At 49.6% G+C, this 20,255-nt stretch carries 16 protein-coding genes; 9 read left to right on the top strand and 7 right to left on the bottom strand.

The window, feature by feature from the left end; genetic code table 11:
• Nucleotides 1–74: 74 nt before the first annotated feature.
• Entirely contained in the window at nt 75–1,334 is a 1,260-nt protein-coding gene (locus MD588_RS06430) for a hydroxymethylglutaryl-CoA reductase (protein ID WP_265696198.1), read from the bottom strand.
• A gap of 98 nt (nt 1,335–1,432) precedes the next feature.
• Complete coding sequence (locus MD588_RS06435) at nt 1,433–1,837, bottom strand: XRE family transcriptional regulator (protein ID WP_265696199.1); 405 nt, start codon at nt 1,835–1,837, stop codon at nt 1,433–1,435.
• 111 nt (nt 1,838–1,948) lie between these two features.
• Between MD588_RS06435 and MD588_RS06440 the strand changes: the two genes are divergently transcribed.
• On the top strand, nt 1,949–2,857 hold the full coding sequence (locus tag MD588_RS06440; protein WP_265696200.1) for an aldo/keto reductase: 909 nt from the start codon (nt 1,949–1,951) through the stop codon (nt 2,855–2,857).
• A 135-nt stretch (nt 2,858–2,992) separates the two neighbouring features.
• On the opposite strand, the gene MD588_RS06445 is transcribed toward MD588_RS06440, so the two are convergent.
• Nucleotides 2,993–3,940, bottom strand: a complete 948-nt coding sequence (locus MD588_RS06445; protein WP_265696201.1) for a universal stress protein — start codon at nt 3,938–3,940, stop codon at nt 2,993–2,995.
• 217 nt (nt 3,941–4,157) lie between these two features.
• Complete coding sequence (locus MD588_RS06450; protein WP_265696202.1) at nt 4,158–4,523, bottom strand: DUF3316 domain-containing protein; 366 nt, start codon at nt 4,521–4,523, stop codon at nt 4,158–4,160.
• Nucleotides 4,524–5,128: 605 nt separating this feature from the next.
• On the opposite strand from MD588_RS06450, the gene MD588_RS06455 reads away from it, so the two are divergent.
• Nucleotides 5,129–6,601 (top strand): multiheme c-type cytochrome, encoded by a 1,473-nt coding sequence (locus MD588_RS06455; protein WP_265696203.1) that lies wholly within the window; start codon nt 5,129–5,131, stop codon nt 6,599–6,601.
• Between the two features lie 48 nt (nt 6,602–6,649).
• Nucleotides 6,650–7,210 (top strand): NapC/NirT family cytochrome c, encoded by a 561-nt coding sequence (locus MD588_RS06460; protein WP_265696204.1) that lies wholly within the window; start codon nt 6,650–6,652, stop codon nt 7,208–7,210.
• Between the two features lie 106 nt (nt 7,211–7,316).
• Here MD588_RS06460 and MD588_RS06465 read toward each other — a convergent pair whose 3' ends face one another.
• Both MD588_RS06465 and dsdX read right to left on the bottom strand, forming a co-directional pair.
• Nucleotides 7,317–8,648: a D-serine ammonia-lyase gene (locus MD588_RS06465; protein ID WP_265696205.1), complete on the bottom strand. Its 1,332-nt coding sequence runs from the start codon at nt 8,646–8,648 to the stop codon at nt 7,317–7,319.
• A 20-nt stretch (nt 8,649–8,668) separates the two neighbouring features.
• Nucleotides 8,669–10,006, bottom strand: a complete 1,338-nt coding sequence (gene dsdX / locus MD588_RS06470) for a D-serine transporter DsdX (RefSeq protein ID WP_265696206.1) — start codon at nt 10,004–10,006, stop codon at nt 8,669–8,671.
• 240 nt (nt 10,007–10,246) lie between these two features.
• On the opposite strand from dsdX, the gene dsdC reads away from it, so the two are divergent.
• Nucleotides 10,247–11,176 (top strand): DNA-binding transcriptional regulator DsdC, encoded by a 930-nt coding sequence (dsdC, locus tag MD588_RS06475; protein WP_265696207.1) that lies wholly within the window; start codon nt 10,247–10,249, stop codon nt 11,174–11,176.
• Nucleotides 11,177–11,277: 101 nt separating this feature from the next.
• Here the strand turns inward: dsdC and MD588_RS06480 are convergent, their stop codons facing one another.
• Nucleotides 11,278–12,291, bottom strand: coding sequence for a S66 family peptidase (locus MD588_RS06480; RefSeq protein ID WP_265696208.1), 1,014 nt, complete (start codon nt 12,289–12,291; stop codon nt 11,278–11,280).
• Nucleotides 12,292–12,619: 328 nt separating this feature from the next.
• Between MD588_RS06480 and MD588_RS06485 the strand changes: the two genes are divergently transcribed.
• From MD588_RS06485 to MD588_RS06505, 5 genes are all read left to right on the top strand, one after another.
• A complete protein-coding gene (locus tag MD588_RS06485) occupies nt 12,620–13,882 on the top strand; it encodes a sarcosine oxidase subunit beta family protein (RefSeq protein ID WP_265696209.1) in 1,263 nt (420 codons plus the stop codon).
• Between the two features lie 67 nt (nt 13,883–13,949).
• Nucleotides 13,950–14,246, top strand: coding sequence for a sarcosine oxidase subunit delta (locus MD588_RS06490; protein WP_265696210.1), 297 nt, complete (start codon nt 13,950–13,952; stop codon nt 14,244–14,246).
• Nucleotides 14,243–17,896, top strand: a complete 3,654-nt coding sequence (locus MD588_RS06495; RefSeq protein ID WP_265696211.1) for a sarcosine oxidase subunit alpha family protein — start codon at nt 14,243–14,245, stop codon at nt 17,894–17,896. Before MD588_RS06490 ends, MD588_RS06495 begins: the two co-directional genes overlap by 4 nt.
• Before the next feature lie 106 nt (nt 17,897–18,002).
• Nucleotides 18,003–19,340, top strand: a complete 1,338-nt coding sequence (locus MD588_RS06500; RefSeq protein ID WP_265696212.1) for a glycine cleavage T C-terminal barrel domain-containing protein — start codon at nt 18,003–18,005, stop codon at nt 19,338–19,340.
• Nucleotides 19,341–19,365: 25 nt separating this feature from the next.
• Nucleotides 19,366–20,253 (top strand): methylenetetrahydrofolate reductase, encoded by an 888-nt coding sequence (locus tag MD588_RS06505; RefSeq protein ID WP_265696213.1) that lies wholly within the window; start codon nt 19,366–19,368, stop codon nt 20,251–20,253.
• Nucleotides 20,254–20,255: the final 2 nt, after the last annotated feature.

Below are 20,255 nucleotides of genomic sequence, written 5' to 3' on the forward strand. Positions count from 1 at the left end.
TCGTCATAGGGATGGGTGATGAGAAAGGAAAGCCAGCGGTTACGCTGGCTTTTTGTTTACTAGAGAGCCGATTATCAACGCGCCAGTTTGTGGTGGGCCCGTGAGAAATGGCCTGCGCAGAAAGCGCCGACTATCGATAGTTCTCCGGCAAGGCAAAGGGCGGCACAGACTTCGGCCAACGCCTGTGACTTGCCACTACCTGCCAATCCCATGATATCCAGGCTGGCCCTTTGGCTTGGTAGCGAAGTACCACCACCGACCGTACCGACCATTAGGTTGGGCAGGGTAACCGAGGCATACAGCCCTCCCGCCTTATTGACCTCGATACGGGTAATGCCGACGGATGATTCCGCGACGCAGGCAGCATCTTGACCGCAGGCAATATAGAACGCCGCCAGTGCATTGGCATAATGCGCGTTGATACCGATACTGCCGCTTAACGTACCACCAACCGTGGTCATACGGGTAAAATCAGCCATGCGTTGCGGGGTGGTATGCAGGTATTTCTCGACTAATTCTTTGGTGATATGAACCTCAGCCGTGACTTTTTTGCCCCGTACACTACGCAGGGTTTGCGCCGTGGCTTTTTTATCGCCTGATAGGTTGCCGTCGAGAAATGCGGATTCCGGTTCAATCGGGGTGTGGTGAAGAATATATTCAAATACCGCATTGGTTGAAATTGTTACCATGTTCTGGCCTGAGGCATCACCGGTCAGGTACTCAAACACCAAGTACACATGGTTGCCTTCGATATTGACACTGATGTCGGTTAACTTGCCATAGCGGGTTGTGGATTCGGCGATACGCCTGAATTCATCGTATTGCGTCACGACCCAGGCAACAAATTGTCCGGCTTGGGCTAAATCGAAAAAGGCAAAGCAGGGGGTACGGGTCACCCCTTCGTTGAGTAGCATGACACTGGTACCACCCGCTTGGGTGATCAGTTGTGAGCCGCGGTTATAAGAAGCCACCAGTGCCGCTTCAGTTGTAGCCAGCGGGACATGATAATCACCTTTGGCAAACAGTCCGTTGACCCGTAATGGTCCGGCAACTCCCACCGGAAGCTTGACGGTACCGATGAAGTTTTCGATGTTTTTTTGATAGTGCTCCATCTGCTCGTAGGTGACGGAGTCGAGAAGCTGGGCCTGAGCATCTGCGTTATTGAGTACCTGCCAGCGTTTTTCTACTGCTTTGGGTGTCAGGTATGGAGTTCTGGGCTGTTTGTGTTGTGGTGCGGAATGATCCGAACCGAGGCGCTGTTTAAGTTCTTCGGTAGACAGGTTTCCAACCAGCGACGTCATATAGTCACGGCGGTGCAGATTAAGCTTAGGCATAGCGGTACTTATTAGCTGATGTTAGGTGTGATTCTAACCTCAGTTAGTGAAATAACTACTCCTGCCAGATGCTTCGTCGTCTCAGTAGTCAGAAACTGTTAAGGTTCCTCTTTTTGAGCCACCGCGAGAAATGTTGCCATCCCACTGATATCTAAGTAACCATCATCCTTTTTATGGGTTCTGAGATACTGGTAGCCCGTCACAATTTTTAACAGATTTTCTGCCGCCGTTTCGTCGATTTTTTTGTTACTGACGTGTTCATAGGCGGCATTGAGTGCAGGTTTGTCGACAATCTCTGCCTGCCGGTACAGGTATCCGCATCCGGTTGCCAGCCATTCCAGCGAGCAGTTGGCCTTCATCGCGATTTGGTTGGCCTTGTTCAGGCTCGGCTCGCTGCCCTTGAGGTATTTGCGGAGCAGGGCTTCATTGATATCGACCCGACGGGCAAATCCGCTCACACTTTCTTCGCCGATTAATGATTTTAGCCGTAGTGCAAAAGACATTGTTCGTACTCCAGTTCGAGGCTTATTGGTTTTAGCATTGTACCTGCAGTGAAACAAGCCTAGGATGATTGCCAGTTTAAATTTGTAATTGATAAATGGAGTTTGACCCGAATGGTGGCAAAAGTTGAATTAATCCCACAAGGGCCGCAGTTCTCAGAGTTAGTCCAAGGATATTGGCGTCTGGCCGACTGGCAGATGAGCGCGGTGGAGCGCCTGAATTTTCTCAAGCAGCACATTGAGTTGGGTATCACTACCGTAGATCATGCCGATATTTATGGTGGTTATAGTTGCGAAGCATTGTTTGGTGAAGCGCTGGCGCTGGAGCCAAGCATTCGCGAACAAATTGAGATTGTCACCAAGTGCGATATCAAGCTGTGTTCTGAGCAGTTTCCAGAGCGTAAGATTAACCATTACGATACCAGTAAGTCGCACATCATCGAGTCGGTGAACAACTCATTGTTGCGTTTGCAAGTCGAAAATATTGATGTGTTGCTGATCCACCGCCCTGATGTACTAATGGATGCGGACGAAGTGGCCGAAGCCTTTGCCGAGCTAAAACAGCAGGGCAAGGTGAAACATTTTGGAGTATCGAATTTCTCGCCGACACAGTTTGATTTACTGCAGTCACGTTTGGATGCGCCGTTGGTCACTAATCAGGTCGAAATAAACCCGCTGAATTTTGAAGTGGCAGATGATGGCACGTTGGATCAGATGCAGATGAAGCGTACGAAGCCAATGGCGTGGTCATGCCTTGCGGGAGGGGAGATCTTCTCGGGTCAGATGGAACAGCAAGTACGAGTGCGCAACGAACTTGAACTGATCCGCGATGAAGTGGGAGCGAAAAGTATCGATCAGGTGATTTATGCTTGGGTTCGTCGTTTGCCATCAAATCCATTACCGATTATTGGCTCGGGTAAAATCGAGCGTGTTCAGACTGCGATTGATGCGTTGGATATCGAGCTAAGTCGCGAGCAGTGGTTCCGCGTGTGGGCCGCTTCTAAAGGCCATGGCGTGCCATAAACTTATTCTCCCTATGGTGTTATTTTCCGAGCGTGTGAAATACGTTTGGCTTAGGAAACCGAAACGCAAAGGCCTCATAAAGAGGCCTTTGCATTTTAGGAGAAAAAACGGTAGTTCCTGAGCTGGTGGTATTGTTTATTCCTCCAGTACAGGTGATTTGAATTCATCAGGTTTAAGTGTGATCACTGAGCATTGGATTCGGTCAAGCATAGATTCGGCGGTATTACCCATCAGAAAGCCGGCAATTCCCGTTCTGGATACCGTCCCCATTATCACCAGATCGATGTCATGGCTATTGACGTAGTCAGGTAATATTTTTTTGGGGATGCCCTCTAGCATCGTGATATGAATGGGGGTATCAGAGGACTCATAGGGTTTGGCGATAGCTTCTAGCCGAGCAGATCGATCATCTCGCATTTGCTTTGCTACTACGGCAATCTCTAAATCGGTACTTCGGTTCCATTCACGGAGATAGCCTTCGCTTTCTAATCGCCAGACATGGCTAGGGTAGAGGCTGGCCTGGTTTATTGACGCGAATTCATAGCTGTGCTGAAGAAGCTTTTCATTAAGCAGTGTCGAATCCTGATCTGTAACATCAATTGCCACTACAATTTTATTGATCTTCGGTTTCTTGTCCTCCGGTAAACGTATCGCCCATATCGGTGTGCTTGATTTTCGCATCAGGTGTCGTGTTGTTGTCCCAAATTGACAAGCCGTATCTTTATCGTCTCGGTGGGCATCAATGACTATTAGATCGGTAGAACTTGCGGCCGCCTCCTTGATGATTTCAATAAAAGGAATGCCGACACCGACTTTAAGCTCAAACGTAATATTGGGGTATTGATTTTTTAGTTCGGATAGATAGCCGCCCAGCTGAAGTTCACTTTGTTTCGTTGCTTCGTCCAGCAGGGTCAGGGTAGAGACTGAATACTTACTCAGCTCCTTCATTTCCGCCAGCTCGGCGATCACCGTGAAAAGGGTTACATGTGCCTTCACTTTATCGGCGAATTGAAATGCTTGATGGAAGGCGGCTCCCAGTTCTTGATTGGGAGCGATCGGTAATAGTAAACGTTGAAAAGTCATAGCGGCCCCTATTTGTCTGATGGTATTCCTTTTATTAAGTGTCGCTGAAAATGGCGCACTCTCAACATAGAATGGCGGTATTATCGAAAAAAATCTGTTTTTGCGGTAAATTGTGTGAAAGGAGTTGTTGTTATTTGGATGGAGAAGGGACAAAAAATCGCCTCAGCGATAGAATAAAGGAAAATATTCCCAAGCCCCCTGAAGTCACTTAGGTATATCAATTATCCGATTTATGTATTCGGTAATGGTAACTAACAACAACTAACCCTTGATATTCAATTTCCCCTGGGACTCTAGATAATTCCCGAACAGTAACGTAACTGGTGTCAATTTTAACGGATCTGACATCAAGCCGTGATGGTGGTACGCGCAATGTTCGGCTTAAATCATATGCCTCCTGGTTAGTGATTGTGGACATAATGCTATGTCCTTTTTGATAAGCGCTCTCCTTACTGTCTACAAACTCAGTTCTCAAGGTTGAAGTACCATTTTGAAATCTATAGTTTCCTACTGTTACAAAATGCTCGGCGACAGATAGAGAGCTAAAAAGCATTAAGGTAGAGATGGCTAGTATTTTCTTCATTACATTGTTCCTCTACGCTAAGTGTTTGGACAATATAACTTTAATATTTATGACAACTAAATATTGCCGTAAACATGATAAGAATGATGTTTTGTCAACGATAAATTATGTTTATTGTTAATTTTAATCCTGAAGTTAGGCTGGTGCAAATATCTGAGAAAGGCCGGATTTATAGTAGTAGATATTAATAATAGCTGTCTCTTAAGTTTTTGAAGTGGATGATGACTTTTTAATAATATATTAATTGTTGAATAGTAAATGATAGTTTAGTTTTAATTGCTTTTTTAGACATAACTGCCCTTTTTTAAGTGTTGTTGTCTAAAAAAATCCTTGTCAGTTGTATTCGTACATGTAGTTTTGGTAATTCATATCGTTCTAATTCTATAAAGTGCTAATGCTGTTTGGATATATACAACTTGGAGTCCTACCTCTTAAGTGTTTACCTCTATGATTCTTGATGAGAGAGCGCTCAAATTTCTCACACTCAAGCCCATAAAAATCATGTGGAAACTCAGCCTTAATCTAAGCTTTGATATGAAAATATCAAGTTACATACCGATACACTATGTAACATAACAAAGCAGTGTAAGCAGAAGAGGTTGGTTATGGACAATGAAAAATTGGCTGTACGATACTTGTATTGGATCTTTTCGGCGATGATTTTTTCAGTATTATTATCATGGTCGGTTACGGTAAAAGCTGAACCCAAGGCATTGATAATGAAGCCTTTTGCTCAGTTAAGTGACCAAAGCAAGGAATGTGCTGCCTGTCATAAAGAGAAAAACCCGTCTATTTATGCCCAATGGGGCCGATCAAAGCATTATGGTGCCAATGTAGGGTGCTATGAATGTCACCAGGCAGATCCTTCGGATAAAGATGCAATTAAACATGAGGGGTTTAATATTGCGGTGATTGTTTCGCCGAAAGACTGTGGCCAGTGCCACAATCAGGAGGTCGACCAGTTTGCAAAAAGCCATCACGCCAAAGCCGGGCAGATTATCGGCTCATTGGATAATTTCCTCGCAGAAGTGGTGGAAGGCGCATTAACTCTTAATGGTCAGTCTCCGGCGGCAGTCAACGGTTGCTGGCAGTGTCATGGTTCCGAGGTTAAGGTGCTGGAAAATGGCGATCTGGATCCGACGACCTGGCCGAATACCGGGATTGGACGGATCAATCCGGATGGTTCAATTGGTGCGTGTAGCGCCTGTCATCAACGTCATGAGTTCGATATGGTTCAGGCCCGTCGTCCTGAAGCCTGTGGTAAATGTCATTTAGGCCCGGATCATCCTCAAAAAGAGGTTTATGAAGAGTCGAAGCATGGGATTAATTTTTATGCTCATGTTGATCGGATGAATCTGGATTCGGCCAAATGGATTGTTGGTGAGGATTATGACGCAGCCCCTACCTGTGCCACCTGCCATATGTCCGCTACCCGTGAACTACCTGTTACCCATGATGTTGGCGACCGAATTTCCTGGACGTTGCGCCCTGCAATTTCTGAGAAAATCGATGCCAAAGATATTGCGCTGGGTAAAGATACCAAAACTTGGCAAGCGCGCCGTGCTGACATGCAAAATGTCTGTCAGGCCTGCCATACCAAATCGATGATCGATAATTTCTATATCCAGTTTGATTCTCTGGTCGAACTTTATAATGAGAAATTTGCCCGTCCGGGTAAAGCCCTGATGACGACACTCAGCAAAGAGGGCATGTTGACCGATATAGGTTTTGATGAAGAGATTGAATGGACATGGTTCTATCTCTGGCATCACGAAGGTCGACGAGCCCGTCACGGTGCAGCAATGCAGGCACCTGATTACGTTCAGTGGCATGGTATGTATGAAGTTGCTGAGCGTTTCTACATTGAAATGGTGCCTCAATATCTTGAGGTGGTTGAAAAAGCCGAGCATGACGGTAACAAGGAGGGGGCAGTACGAGCTCGCAAGGTACTGCAGGAAATTCTGGATAGGCCTGAACATGCCTGGTTTAGCGGTAAAGAGCCGGATTCGGTGAAAGAAGCCCGTAAGAAAGCACAGGCAGAATTCAAGGCCCGCTATTTAAGCGAAAGCAAGGAATAACTATCCGGGGAGGCCGGTTACGCCGGCCTGACTCCTAAGTGAGGAACGATGGGAGAAGAACTATCTCGGACGCAACGCTTGTGGCGCTGGCTGAAAAAACCGCTGCTATGGGGTATACCAATTGGTATTTTTTTAGCTGTCTTGGCAGTTGGAGCATTTCAAGGTGTTATGGTTGCGTCCAATCAAAATTCATTTTGTTTTAGCTGCCATCTCAGCATGGATACTATCGTCCAGGAATATAAAGCATCGTCACACTACAGAAGTGAGGATGAGGTGCTGGCGACGTGTGCCGATTGTCATGTGCCGCATGGTTTTATTGACAAGATGAAAGTGAAAATTGCGGCTACGGCCGATATTTATCATATGTTCAAGGGCACGATAACCAAAGAGAACTTTGAAGAGCACAGACCCAGGCTCGCGAAGATGGTATGGGAAGATATGCTGGCCAATGACTCGGAAGCCTGCCGTACCTGCCATGTTGGTGATAACTTTGACCTGAGCAAGCAACCGCAGCGAGCCAGACTGAACCATGAGATGATGGAAAGTCGTGGCGAGACCTGCATTAACTGCCATACCGGGATTGCCCACAAGCGGATAACGCTAGAATAGGAAGGGGATAATTGCTGGTGGTTATAAAGACTAAAGGCTGCGCATCATGCGCAGCCTTTTTACTTGGTAGGCCAAGAGTGTAGGGGGCTTACTTCAGGCGATGATTTTATATCTGAGCAGTCGCTAGGTACTTTTCCATTTCTGCCGCCGGTACCATCCCTCCGCCAGTCGCCCAGATCAGGTGGGTCGCATTCGCCCGTTTCTCCGGTGTTAATGCCATCCTATTTAGATAGTCGACATTTTGCTCGACATGGATCGGGCCGACCATTCCTGCTAGCGCTGACGGCTCCAGCTGAATGTCTTCGGCTTTGCTGAGCAGGCCAAGCAGGTTATACATTTCCTGATCTTCGATAGTGTAGTAGCCATCGAGCAGGCGCTCCATTGCCCGTCCGACGAAACCGGACGCGCGGCCAACGGCAAGGCCGTCAGCAGCAGTAATATTGTCGATGCCTAGATCCTGGACCGCAATGTTGTCGTGCAGGCCGGTATGTACACCTAGCAGCATGCAAGGGGAGTGGGTCGGTTCGGCAAACAGGCAGTGAACATTATCGCCAAACGCCAGTTTCAGCCCGAAAGCGACGCCACCAGGACCGCCACCGACACCGCACGGCAGATACACAAACAATGGGTGGTCGCTGTCTACGGTGATGTTCATATCGGCAAACTGCTGCTTGACCCGCTCGCCAGCAACCGAGTAGCCAAGAAATAGGTTCTTGGAGTTCTCGTCATCAATGAAAAAGCATTTAGGGTCATCGGCAGCCTCTTCGCGGCCCTTTTCGACAGCAACTCCGTAGTCCGACTGATACTCGACAACATTGACACCGTGAGAGCGAAGCTTGTTCTTTTTCCATTCACGCGCATCGGCTGACATATGAACGCTGACATTGAAGCCAAGCTTGGCACTCATGATACCAATCGACATCCCCAGATTTCCGGTTGAACCTACGGCAATGCTGTACTGGCTAAAGAACTGGGTAAACTCATCTGAGTAGAGCTTTTCGTAATTATCATCAACAGAGAGCAGACCAGCTTCAATTGCGAGTCCTTCGGCGTGTTTCAGCACCTCATAGATCCCGCCTCGAGCCTTGATCGAACCAGAAATCGGCAGGTGACTGTCTTTTTTCAGTAGCATCTTCCCTGTGATGTCGGTGTGATAGCGTGCGCTGAGTGCTTTTTGCATCGTAGGCACTGCCAGAACCTCTGATTCAATGATCCCGTTGGTTATCGCCGTCTCCGGAAAAGCTTTGCACAGGTAAGGGGCAAAACGCTTTAGGCGGTCACTGGCATCTTTGACATCATCCTGGTTCAGGCTGACATACGGCAGCCCCTCTTCTAATGAAGTGATATTAGGGTTAAACCATGCCAGTTCTTTAAGGTCGATGAGCTGTTGAACCAGCGGGAAATCAGAAACTAATTGGTTGACTTGTTGTTTATTCACGGTATTTCTCTTTCTTGTAATTAGATGATGTACGACAGCAGGAAGGTGCCGCCAAGCGCAACGACAGAGGCGATAGCGGTTGCTGTTGTATAGTATTTGAAGGTGTCATTAAGGCTTGCTCCCGAGTACTGCTTTACTAGCCAGAACAGTGAGTCAGTGACGATGGTACAGCCGATGGCGCCGGATCCGATGGCAAGGGTGATGATCTCCGGTGATACATCAGGGTATAGCGCCAACATCGGTGAAACAATCGCTGTAGAGCCCATCATGGCGACGGTGGCCGAGCCGACAGCTGCGTGCATGACCAGGGCAACTAACCATGCCAATAGAATAGGATGCATGTGCCAGCCTGCAAGAATGGTTGCCAGACCATCGCCCAGACCGCTGGCATTCAATACTCCGTTGAATGCGCCGCCCGCCCCGATGATCAGCAGGATATTGGCAATAGATGAAAAGCAGTTTTCTGTTTTATCCAGTAGCTGTGACATTCCCATATTTTGCTTTAGGCCAAGTAAATAGTAGGCATTTAAAGCGGCAATAAACATGGCGGTGATAGGGTTACCGATAAACTCAATAACAGTATAAAGTGTGGTCCCTTCTTCGAGGTTTAGCTCGGCTCCCGTTTTTAGCAGCATCAAAGCGATAGGTAGCAAAATGGTGAACAGGGTTGCACCTAGTGAGGGAAGATCTTTTTCATCTTTCTCTTCACTTGAAGCCAGTTCGCTGGGTACTTCTGTGAACGGCAGGCGATTGCCTACAACTTTAAGAAATAGCGGGCCACCAATTAACGCTGTCGGCAAGCCTAGAATAAAGCCATAAAGAATAACTGTACCGACATCGGCACCAAGTGCGTTGGTGACATATAACGCCGCAGGGTGAGGAGGCATGATACAGTGAACCGTCATGAGCGCGGTGCCCAGCGGAATAGCTAATTTAAGCAGTGAGGTGTTGGTTTTCTTGGCGATGGAGAAAGCCAGCGGGATCAATAGTACCACCCCGACTTCAACGAACAGGGTAATACCGCAAACCAGGCCAATCAGAACCATAACAACGTCGGCAGAAACATACGGCAAGCGTTGTAGTGCTAGCCCGATACGCTCTGCGGCACCGGAAATCTCCATCATTTTACCCAAGATGGTGCCAAGGCCGATAACGATGGCCAGAAATCCGAGTGTGCCGCCAACCCCGTTTTCGATCGCGCTGATCATCTCAACGGGATTCATCCCCATTACGCTTCCGACGAAGAAACTCGAAAAGAGTAATGCCAGAAACGGGTGAATCTTTAGTTTTATTATTGTGAACACAATTAATGCGATTGAGCATATTAATGTGCTGAATATCCACATGTCAGAATACATATCCTTGTCCTTGTCTTTATAAGATCTCTTGTTTCGGCGCACATTAAAGCTTTCACCGATTAGGCTGACAAACGATCAATATTCAGCATTAGGATGAGCTAGATTAAACCAAAATGGTGATTTCAATCAAAATGTGTGGTTTTGGGCTGGCTGTGTTCACATAAAGCAATATGAAACAACGACTAAATTTCCAGATCGTCGTATTGTAATCCTCCACGAGTCTTGAGTATTGTTAACACTATGTACGCGAAAAACCTGCCGTTAACAGGAAATATGCTGTTAAATGGCTACCAGTTATCTAAATTACATACCTTTGAGGTGGCAGCTCGGCATCTGTCTTTCTCGATGGCGGCGGAAGAACTTTCGCTCAGCCCCAGTGCGATCAGTCACCGGATGAACGGCCTGGAAGATGAACTCGGGTTTAAGCTGTTTGAGCGGTTTCATCGTAAGATAAAACTGACTAGCGAAGGTGAGCGGATATATACGGCACTTCAGTCGTCACTGGCGTTGATCAACCAAGAGGTTGCCGAGATCAGAAATAACGAGATTTCGGGCTCGCTGACGGTCTACTCCCGACCTTCTATTGCGCAGTGCTGGCTGGTGCCCAAGCTGGCTGATTTCCATCAACGATACCCTTCGATTAGCCTGGATATTCTTACCGGCAACGAATATATCAACTTCAATAACTACAATATCGACTTGGCTATCTATTACGATAATAAGCCGCCGGAAGGCTTGAACTGTGAGCACCTGATGAGTGAGTCGATAGTACCGGTCTGTACCCGAGAGTATGCGGAAAAGCATGACCTGTTTGATAATCCGTCTGGGCTGGAGCAGTGTACCCTGCTGCATGACAAGCAGGCATGGGATTATAAATCCGGTTCAGGAGAGTGGCACTTTTGGGCCAAGTCGTTTGGTCTGAAGGGCTTGGATTCCTGTCAGGCTATTGGGTTTGATCGCTCTGATCTGTCTATCGTCGCGGCAATGAACCATGCCGGTGTGGCGATGGGAAGGAATACGCTAGTCAACAAGCGTGTCCAAAGCGGCGAATTGGTAAAACCGTTTCCCGAGTTAGAGGTTGACTGCCTACACAATTACTACGTGGTGACACCAAACAGCGAGCATAATCCAAGGGTTAAGGTGTTTGTTGACTGGTTGATGTCGGAATAGCGGGCAAGACCATAACGGAGCCTTCGTGAATCCGTTATGGTTGGCTCTATTGCCTCAATACAAGGTCTCGCCAGAGACTGCTATTTTTTTAGTTATCCTGCCTATTTCGCCGCCAGCCAAGGCTCTGTCAGGCATACGGTTTCTTGGTCAAAATCAATGGTGATCTTGGTGCCGATCGGCATCGTCAGCATCGGATGGGTATGGCAGCTGTCAAAGCCATTGACGATTGGTACCTTGGTCTCGTTGAGTACCTCCTGCAACACATCAATCGGTTTGCGAAGCGTACCGCTATCTTTGAACAACTCATGTTTGCCGAGGATTATTGCGGCGACACGGTCGAATACTCCGGCTAACTTCAGTTGGGCTGTCGTGCGTTCGACGGTGGCGATATCGTGAAGGCTGTCTTCCAGTAGCAGAATATCTCCCTGCTTTATCTCTGGCTGGTATGGCGTTCCCCAGATTGCCATCATGGTATTTTGGTTTCCACCGATCAGCCGCCCTGAAACGGTGCCCGAACCGAGGAACTCGCAATTATTAGGATAGACCGGCTTGGCACTGTTCTGTTGGTTCCAGTCGATGAAAAAATCGGTCCAAAATTCGGGTTGGGTGTATTGATAGCGACTTTGTCCGGAGGCTCCGGTTATCGCAAGAAATGACTCGAATGTTTGGTCAACCAGCGGAGGAAACTCGCCAAACGAGGCCACCAGTGCCGGGCCATAAAAAGTCACTAGTCCAGTTTGTTGGTAGATGCCTAGCAGAAGTGCGGTTACATCAGAGTAGCCAATAATGAGCTTGGGATCTCTTTTCAATGCCTCGTAATCAATATATGGCAATAGGGAGTTGCTGTTCATCCCGCCAATCGTCGACATAATGCAGCGTACTTTCGGATCGCGAATTAGCGTATTGAGCTCTTCGACTCGTTCAGCAATGGAACCGGAACGATAGTGGTCACTTTTTCCGGTTAATGAGCCAGTGGCTAGCTTGAAACCTTTAGCTTGCAGGTAGGCTTTGGCTCTTTCGAAGCGCTGCGGGGCAAATACAGTTGCTGGGGCTGAAGGGGAGAAGAAACCTATTGTGTCTCCGGGCTTGAGTGCCGGAGGGAGAAGTGTTTGCATGGGATCCCTTTAAACTAGCGATATAGATATATGTTGAAGTTTAGCCTTGCATTCCGTGGCTATAGGTGAATTTTTTAACTTATTCTAATAGTCAAACATATCAGTTATTTAAATGATTTTATGTGAGTTTTATATCTATTCAATAGCTTTTTTTGTGTGACTTGCATGTTTGCTGCTTTCAAAAGTGCAAACCCGATAGGCTGTCGCAAATCAGCCTCTGTTCGCCGCAACCGGGCATTCTTTTCCCGTATTGGGCATTAGGCTTCATTAAAAGGGAGCGAGTCTGCGCTCTGGCATCCTAATGTTTTTGTCTGGGAAGGCGCTATCAATGAGTGAAAAGAAGAATCACTATTCGGGCTTTGGTCTGTTCAAGCATGCATTGAGTTTTCATGAGCATTGGCAGCGGGTGTGGCGAAATCCACAACCTAAGCCATTTTATGACGTTGTGATTATCGGCGGGGGCGGACATGGATTGGCCACGGCGTATTATCTGGCCAAAGTTCACGGTATCACCAATGTTGCTGTCGTGGAAAAGGGATATCTGGGCGGGGGTAATACCGCTCGTAATACCACGATTGTTCGATCCAACTATTTGTGGGATGAAGCTGCCCATCTCTACGAGCATTCACTGAAGCTGTGGGAGGGACTGTCACAGGATCTCAACTACAACCTGATGTTCAGTCAGCGGGGCGTTTTGAATCTTGGCCATACCTTGCAGGATATGCGGGATATTGCACGCCGGGTAAATGCCAACCGGCTAAATGGCATCGACGGGGAAGTGCTAGATACTGCTTCTGTTCAGGCTTTGGTGCCCATGCTGGATTGCTCTCCCAGTGCCCGTTATCCGGTGTTGGGCGCGAGTTGGCAGCCACGGGCAGGTACTGCACGGCATGATGCTGTTGCATGGGGATTTGCCCGCGCGGCTGACAAGCTGGGTGTGGATCTTATTCAGCAAAATGAAGTCACTGGGATTCGGGTGCGTGATGGCCGAGTGCAGGGTGTCGAGACCAAGAACGGCTTTATCGGTGCAGCCAAGGTGGGGTGCGTAGCCGCAGGCAATTCCGGCGAGATTGCCAAGATGGTCAACATGACCTTGCCAATCGAGTCACACCCGCTGCAGGCTATGGTATCTGAGTCTCTCAAGCCTTGTTTGGATACGGTGGTGATGTCCAACCATGTTCACGGCTATATCAGCCAGTCGGACAAAGGCGATATGGTGATTGGAGCCGGTATTGACAGCTATCTTGGATATGGTCAGCGAGGCTCCTTTCCGGTTATCGAGCATACCATTGCCGCCATTATTGAAATGTTTCCCTTCCTCAGCCGGGTTCGGCTCAATCGCCACTGGGGCGGTATTGTCGATATTTGCCCGGATGCCTGCCCGATCATCAGCCCGACAGCCATTGACGGATTGTATTTTAATTGCGGTTGGGGAACGGGCGGTTTCAAGGCAACCCCGGGCTCCGGCCATGTTTTTGCCGATACCATCGCCAACGACAGGCCGCATCCGTTGGCGCAGCCTTTTAGTCTCGACCGTTTTGTCAGCGGCTACCTGATCGATGAACACGGCGCAGCAGGTGTAGCGCATTAAGAGATATATCCAGCACCTTGATCCTTGAACCAGGGAGTCGTTTGGGTATATGCCCGAGGAGAGCCTTATGTTGAATATCTACTGTCCTTATTGCGAAGAGTACCGTGAGGAAGAAGAGTTTACCTATGCCGGAGAAGCTCATATTGTGCGTCCCCCTGATCCGGATAGTGTCAGTGACGAAGAGTGGGGGCGATACCTGTTTCATCGCAACAACATCAAGGGTAATCACAGAGAGATGTGGTTTCATGCCACTGGCTGCCGGCTATTTTTCAACGTGATCCGCAATACGGTGAGCTATGACATTGAGCAGGTATACAAACTGACAGATACGCCACCCGAGATCAGGGAGGACGAGCGCAAATGACCCAGCCCAATCGCTTGTTTGCCGGAGGGCGGATTGATCGTAGCAAATCGCTGACGCTCTCGTTTAATGGCAAAACTTATTCAGGCTATCAGGGAGACACCTTGGCCTCAGCGCTGATAGCCAACGGCATTGATGTGATAGGACGAAGCTATAAGTACAGTCGTCCGCGCGGCATACTTGGTGCAGGTGCCGAAGAGCCTAATGCAATCCTTCAGGTCGGTAATTCGCCTGCCACGACGATTCCTAATTTGCGCGCGACACAAGTTGAGTTATATGACGGACTGGTCGCCACCAGTGTCAATGGCTGGCCGGATATCGAGCGGGATATGAAATCAGCCTTAGGTAAAGTCGGCGGTGGCTTGATGCCGGTCGGGTTTTATTACAAAACCTTTATGTATCCCGAGTCGATGTGGATGACGTATGAAAAATATATCCGCAAGGCTGCCGGGCTGGGCAAGGTACCGCAGGCGCGGGATCCGGATCGTTACGACAAGATGCATCATCACTGCGATGTCATGATTGTCGGGGGCGGACCCGCTGGGCTGATGGCGGCAAGAAAGCTTGTCGGCAGTGGGCTCAGGGTATTGGTCGCCGATGAGCAACAGGAAATGGGCGGATGCCTGTTAGGCAGCAAGCAGTATATTGATGGGGCACCTGCTGAGATCTGGCTGTCGGAAACTCTGGGGCTGCTTGAGGGAGAGCCGGATATCACCTTGCTGCCACGCAGTACGGTATTTGGCTACTACGATCAGAACTTTCTTGGCATTGTCGAACGCCGAACTGACCATCTTGGCGAGTATCAGCCGGGGGCTCGTCAGCGTCTGCACCGGGTGCGAGCACGTGAAGTGCTGCTGGCAACCGGGGCTATCGAACGCCCGCTGGTGTTTGGCAACAATGATGTGCCAGGCTGTATGCTAGCATCTGCAGTATCGACGTATATCAATCGTTATGGAGTGATCCCGGGGCAAAAACTGGTTGTGATGACAGCCAATGACTCAGGCTATCAGGCCGCGCTGGACTGGCACGCCGCCGGTCGTGAGGTGGTTGCGATTGTTGATACGCGCTCAAATAGCTCAGGAAAATACTCTGAACGGGCTAAAGCCGCCGGGATAGATATATTCCACGGGCATGCCGTTATCAATGTGCGTGGTCATAAGCGGGTAAGTGCGGTTGAAATTGCGAAGCTTAAACACAATCGCAACCAAGTCAGTCGAATTGATACCTGTCTGCTGAGTTGCGATACGGTAGCCAGTTCGGGCGGATGGAGCCCGAGTCTGCACCTGTCCTGCCATACTGGCAGTCGTCCGGTGTGGCGAGATGACATTGCCGGTTTTGTTCCGGGCAATCCCGATTTGCTCTATGCAGGCGGGATCCAGGGACGTTATCAGTTATCGGAAGTGCTCGACGATGGATGCAAAGCCGCGCAAGCCGTCGCCGACCGTCTGCAGGTTTCGCTCATGTCGACGCCAGACCAGCCAGAGCTGCCGGAAGTCTCAGATCCCGACGAAACCGCGCCTATGGCTATTTACCATATTCCTCACCATTTTCCGACAAGTCGGGCACCCAAGCAGTTCGTCGATTTTCAAAATGATGTCACAGCCGCCGGTATTGAGTTGGCTGTTCGGGAAGGCTTCGAGTCTATCGAACATGTTAAGCGCTATACCGCGCTGGGCTTTGGTACCGATCAGGGTAAAACGGGGAATATCAACGGAATGGCAATTGCCGCCAAGGCTTTGGGCCAGTCGATACCCGAAACTGGCACGACGATATTTCGCCCTATGTATACGCCGGTAACCTTCGGGACGCTGGCCGGACGGGATGCCGGGCACTTGTTCGATCCGGTGCGTTTTACTGCTATGCATCGCTGGCACCTGGAACATGGTGCCGAGTTTGAGAATGTCGGGCAGTGGAAACGCCCTTGGTTCTACCGTCAGGGTAACGAGACACAGCAGGAGGCGCTGAACCGGGAGTGTCTGGCGACCCGTAACAGTGTCGGGATCCTCGATGCGTCGACGTTGGGCAAAATTGATATTCAGGGGCCGGATGCCCGCGAATTTCTTAATCGGATCTATACCAATAGCTGGAGTCAACTAGCACCGGGTTGCTGCCGCTATGGGGTGATGTGCAAAGAAGATGGGATGATTTTTGATGATGGTGTGACGTCCTGTATCGATGATAACCATTTTCTGATGACCACCACGACAGGCGGGGCTGCTGGTGTATTGCGCTGGCTGGAACTCTGGCACCAGACTGAATGGCCGGAGCTGGACCTGTATATGACCAGCGTGACAGATCACTGGGCCACCATAACGATAGGTGGGCCGAACAGTCGCTCTGTATTGCAGAAGCTGATGCCCGAAGCCGATCTCTCGGATGCTGCCTTTCCTTATATGACCTGGCAGTCGCATCAGATTGTTGGTATCGACGCGCGTATTTTCCGGATCAGTTTTACCGGTGAGCTGTCGTTTGAAGTCAATGTAAATGCCAATTATGGCCTGTATCTGTGGGAGCAGGTCATGGCTGCGGGGGAAGAGTTTGATATTACCCCCTATGGTACGGAAACCATGCATATCCTCCGTGCAGAAAAGGGCTTCATTATTGCCGGTCAGGATACTGATGGCTCGGCCACGCCACAGGATATGAATATGGCGTGGATCTGCGGCAAGAAAAAAACATTCAGCTTTATTGGTCGTCGTTCATGGCAACGTGAAGATACCCGCCGCTCTGATCGTAAACAGTTGGTCGGGCTGAAATGCACGGATCCTGATGTTGTGATCCCCGAAGGTGCACAGGCAGTGAATGATCCCAGTGAGCCTTTGCCGATGACAATGGTTGGTCATGTTAGCTCAAGCTATTACAGCGCCGCGTTGGGGCATTCTATTGCGCTGGGCTTGATCAAGGGCGGATTGAGCCGAATGGGCGAATCGGTTTTCTTTCCTCTGGCTGACGGCCGGGTACTGCAAGCCGAAATTACCGATGGGGTGTTTTACGACCCTGGCGGTAAGCGTCAGTCGGTTATCTCTACGTCAGCAACACAACCTTATCACCTGCCCGAAAAGCCACGTTATGAGTCTGCTCTGCATCATGTAGAGAGGTATTACACAAACACTGTTTCGCAGCCAAACGTAGTGTTGCATGAACGAAAAGGTCTGGCGCAGCATATTTTGCGGGGGGGAGGTTGCGAATTCGAAGAAGAGAGCAAGGCGTTCTATGACAACGTCGAAGCTGCTATCGGACTGCCTCTGCCGCGAAAGCCCTGCAGATCGATGGTTGGTGAAAACATGCAGATCTGGTGGTTATCGCCAAACGAGTGGCTGATAGTATCCCCGGAAGGTTTGCCTGTGGAGGCAAAACTAAGGCGTCAGTTATCTGGCCATTTCTCCGTTGTCGATGTCAGTGGCGGGCAGTGTGTCATTGAGCTTTCAGGGCAGCAGGCACAATCGGTACTGAGAAAGTCGACCTCTTATGATGTCGATGTTCGCTCACTGCCAGTTGGCAAATGTGTCGGTACCTTGCTTGCCAAAGCGCAGGTGGTGCTAAGACGCAGTGGTGACAATGAATTTGACGTAATTGTTCGGCGCAGCTTTGCCGATTATCTCTGGCTGTGGTTGCAGGATGCCAGCGAAGAGTATGGCCTGATTATCGAATAGCCCGCGACGTTTTTGGTTTCATCCATGTCGTAGATTGGAAATTCAAATTTTCAATAACAGTCACATTTAAGGGGTATACCACCGCTAAGGGGACGAGGGCAAAGCCATGACCAAGTATGATAATCGATTACTGCAAGCACGCGCCGGAGTAGCGCGTCATGAAACCAGCGTTGAACAGTCACATCGTCGCGTGCCGATCAATCTGCGTCAGTCGGGGCCGACGCCCGTAGAAATGCTGATATCGACCCGGGTAAGGAAGTCACCGTACTGGCACCTCTCGGTAGAAGCCGGATGCTGGCGGGCAACGGTTTATAACCGTATCTATCACCCTCGTGGTTATGTCCGCCCGGAAGACGGCGGTGCGATGGTGGAGTACGACTCACTGGTCAACGATGTCACGATGTGGAATGTCGCAGTAGAGCGCCAGATCCAAGTGAAGGGGCCGGATGCCGAAGCCTTTGTCAATTATGTGATCACCCGTGACGCCTCCAAGATCAAACCAATGCATGGCAAATACGTGATCTTGTGTAATGACGAGGGAGGAATTCTTAATGATCCAGTGTTGCTCCGCCTCGCCGAGGACGAGTTCTGGTTTTCCATTTCCGATAGCGATCTCGAGTTGTGGTTGCGGGGGATCAATATCGCCAAGCAATATGATGTTTCCATTGCCGAGATCGACGTGGCGCCGGTTCAGATCCAGGGACCGAAGTCAGAAGCGTTGATGGTGGATTTGTTTGGCGACGATATTAAAAATATTCCCTACTACGGTCTGATGGAAGCCGAAATTGCAGGGTGTGATGTGGTCATTTCGCAAACCGGTTTTACCGGCGAGAGGGGCTATGAGATCTACTGCCGCAATGTGACCGAGGATGCAGAGAAGCTGTGGTATACCGTACTGGAAGCCGGAAAAACTCATAAACTGCGGGTGATTGCGCCTGCCCACCATCGCCGTATTGCGGCCGGGATCCTCTCCTGGGGGCAGGATATAGATCAGGAAACCCTGCCGTTCCAGTGCAACCTTGCCTATCAGGTGCCACGAAACAAAGGCGCTGACTATGTCGGCAAAGTAGCCTTGGAAAGGGCGCGAGAGTTAATCGATGCCGGTAATCCGCCGTTTGATCTCGTTATGGTTGGGATCGTACTGGGCGGGGAGCCGATTACGGATTATGCCAATGACTTCTGGCTGGTACACGGGCCGGATGGTGGCGATGCTGTCGGGTACGTCTCTTCTCCCTGGTACTCGCCCGAGCTGCAGACCAATATTGCTTTGGCTCATGTTCCCTGGGCGCTGCGGGATATCGGCACCAAGCTGAGTGTGTCGCTGCCTTCCGAATATGGTGGCAATGTGGTTGATGCCGAGGTGGTAGAAGTGCCATTTCGTCCGTCGGTCAATCCCAACTCACGAGAAGTTGCTAAATCTCGCGGTAGCGATTTTGTTGATTAGCGGCTGGAATATGTTGGAGCACGGTATGAAGTGTAATGCCTACAATAGCTTGGGAGAGGAAGGGTTCCGCGAACCTGATATTGAACCACGGTTACATCAGTTGCTGATGGAGGCGTCGTTGGAGGCGACGCCCAAGCAGGTGTTGAAGCTTCATACAGTGCCTGATTGGCTGCCAGCGGGTAGTTGGGTTTATGTCCCGTTTTTGCCAAAAGGCCGATTTGAAGAAACATTTGAAGCATGTGAGCGATTGCTGGTCTGGGGAATGTTGCCGGTTCCCCATATTCCGGCTCGCTCGGTACCGAGCGAGGCTTGCCTGCATCAGTGGCTTTCGTCCCTGACCCATATTGGCGTCTACAACATCTTGCTGATTGCTGGAGAGAAAACTCCACCGGCGGGGCCTTTTGCCAATACCCTGGCATTGTTGGCGTCAGGAGTGTTGTCAAAGCATCCATTACACGGTATTGGTGTCGCAGGTCACCCCGAGGGACACCCGTTCGCAGCAAACCATGAACTTACTCGTGCGCTTGCCTTTAAGCGTGAATATGCCGAAAGGAATCAAATTAGAATGTGGGTGGTGACCCAGTTCTCTTTTGATGCTGAGATCTTTATTCAGTGGCTGGAGTGCTATCAGGAGTTGCTTGGCTCCTTGCCAGTATATCTTGGTATGCCGGGCCCCACCCAGCTTAAGAACTTACTCTTCTATGCCGCGCAATGCGGTGTGGTGGAGTCGGTTGCGGCGTTACGGCGTAACCTGAAAACCACCCAGTTGCTAAAACCTTGGACACCTGATTTGTTGGTACAGGAAGTGGCCCGTTATCAGACAATCAATCCCGACACACCTTTTCAAGGTATCCATTTGTATCCCTTCGGTGGATTGAAGCAGTCTGCCAAATGGTTGAGGGGGGCTCACTGACG

The organism is Photobacterium obscurum (assembly GCF_026191635.1).
Lineage (GTDB): Bacteria > Pseudomonadota > Gammaproteobacteria > Enterobacterales > Vibrionaceae > Photobacterium > Photobacterium obscurum.

Coding starts and splice junctions, on each gene's coding strand:
- MD588_RS06455 (WP_265696203.1), top strand. CDS start 5,129: ATGGACAATGAAAAATTGGCTGTACGATACTTGTATTGGATCTTTTCG.
- MD588_RS06440 (WP_265696200.1), top strand. CDS start 1,949: ATGGTGGCAAAAGTTGAATTAATCCCACAAGGGCCGCAGTTCTCAGAG.
- dsdC (WP_265696207.1), top strand. CDS start 10,247: ATGTACGCGAAAAACCTGCCGTTAACAGGAAATATGCTGTTAAATGGC.
- MD588_RS06480 (WP_265696208.1), bottom strand. CDS start 12,291: ATGCAAACACTTCTCCCTCCGGCACTCAAGCCCGGAGACACAATAGGT.
- dsdX (WP_265696206.1), bottom strand. CDS start 10,006: ATGTATTCTGACATGTGGATATTCAGCACATTAATATGCTCAATCGCA.
- MD588_RS06430 (WP_265696198.1), bottom strand. CDS start 1,334: ATGCCTAAGCTTAATCTGCACCGCCGTGACTATATGACGTCGCTGGTT.
- MD588_RS06495 (WP_265696211.1), top strand. CDS start 14,243: ATGACCCAGCCCAATCGCTTGTTTGCCGGAGGGCGGATTGATCGTAGC.
- MD588_RS06490 (WP_265696210.1), top strand. CDS start 13,950: ATGTTGAATATCTACTGTCCTTATTGCGAAGAGTACCGTGAGGAAGAA.
- MD588_RS06445 (WP_265696201.1), bottom strand. CDS start 3,940: ATGACTTTTCAACGTTTACTATTACCGATCGCTCCCAATCAAGAACTG.
- MD588_RS06500 (WP_265696212.1), top strand. CDS start 18,003: ATGACCAAGTATGATAATCGATTACTGCAAGCACGCGCCGGAGTAGCG.
- MD588_RS06460 (WP_265696204.1), top strand. CDS start 6,650: ATGGGAGAAGAACTATCTCGGACGCAACGCTTGTGGCGCTGGCTGAAA.
- MD588_RS06435 (WP_265696199.1), bottom strand. CDS start 1,837: ATGTCTTTTGCACTACGGCTAAAATCATTAATCGGCGAAGAAAGTGTG.
- MD588_RS06485 (WP_265696209.1), top strand. CDS start 12,620: ATGAGTGAAAAGAAGAATCACTATTCGGGCTTTGGTCTGTTCAAGCAT.
- MD588_RS06450 (WP_265696202.1), bottom strand. CDS start 4,523: ATGAAGAAAATACTAGCCATCTCTACCTTAATGCTTTTTAGCTCTCTA.
- MD588_RS06505 (WP_265696213.1), top strand. CDS start 19,366: ATGAAGTGTAATGCCTACAATAGCTTGGGAGAGGAAGGGTTCCGCGAA.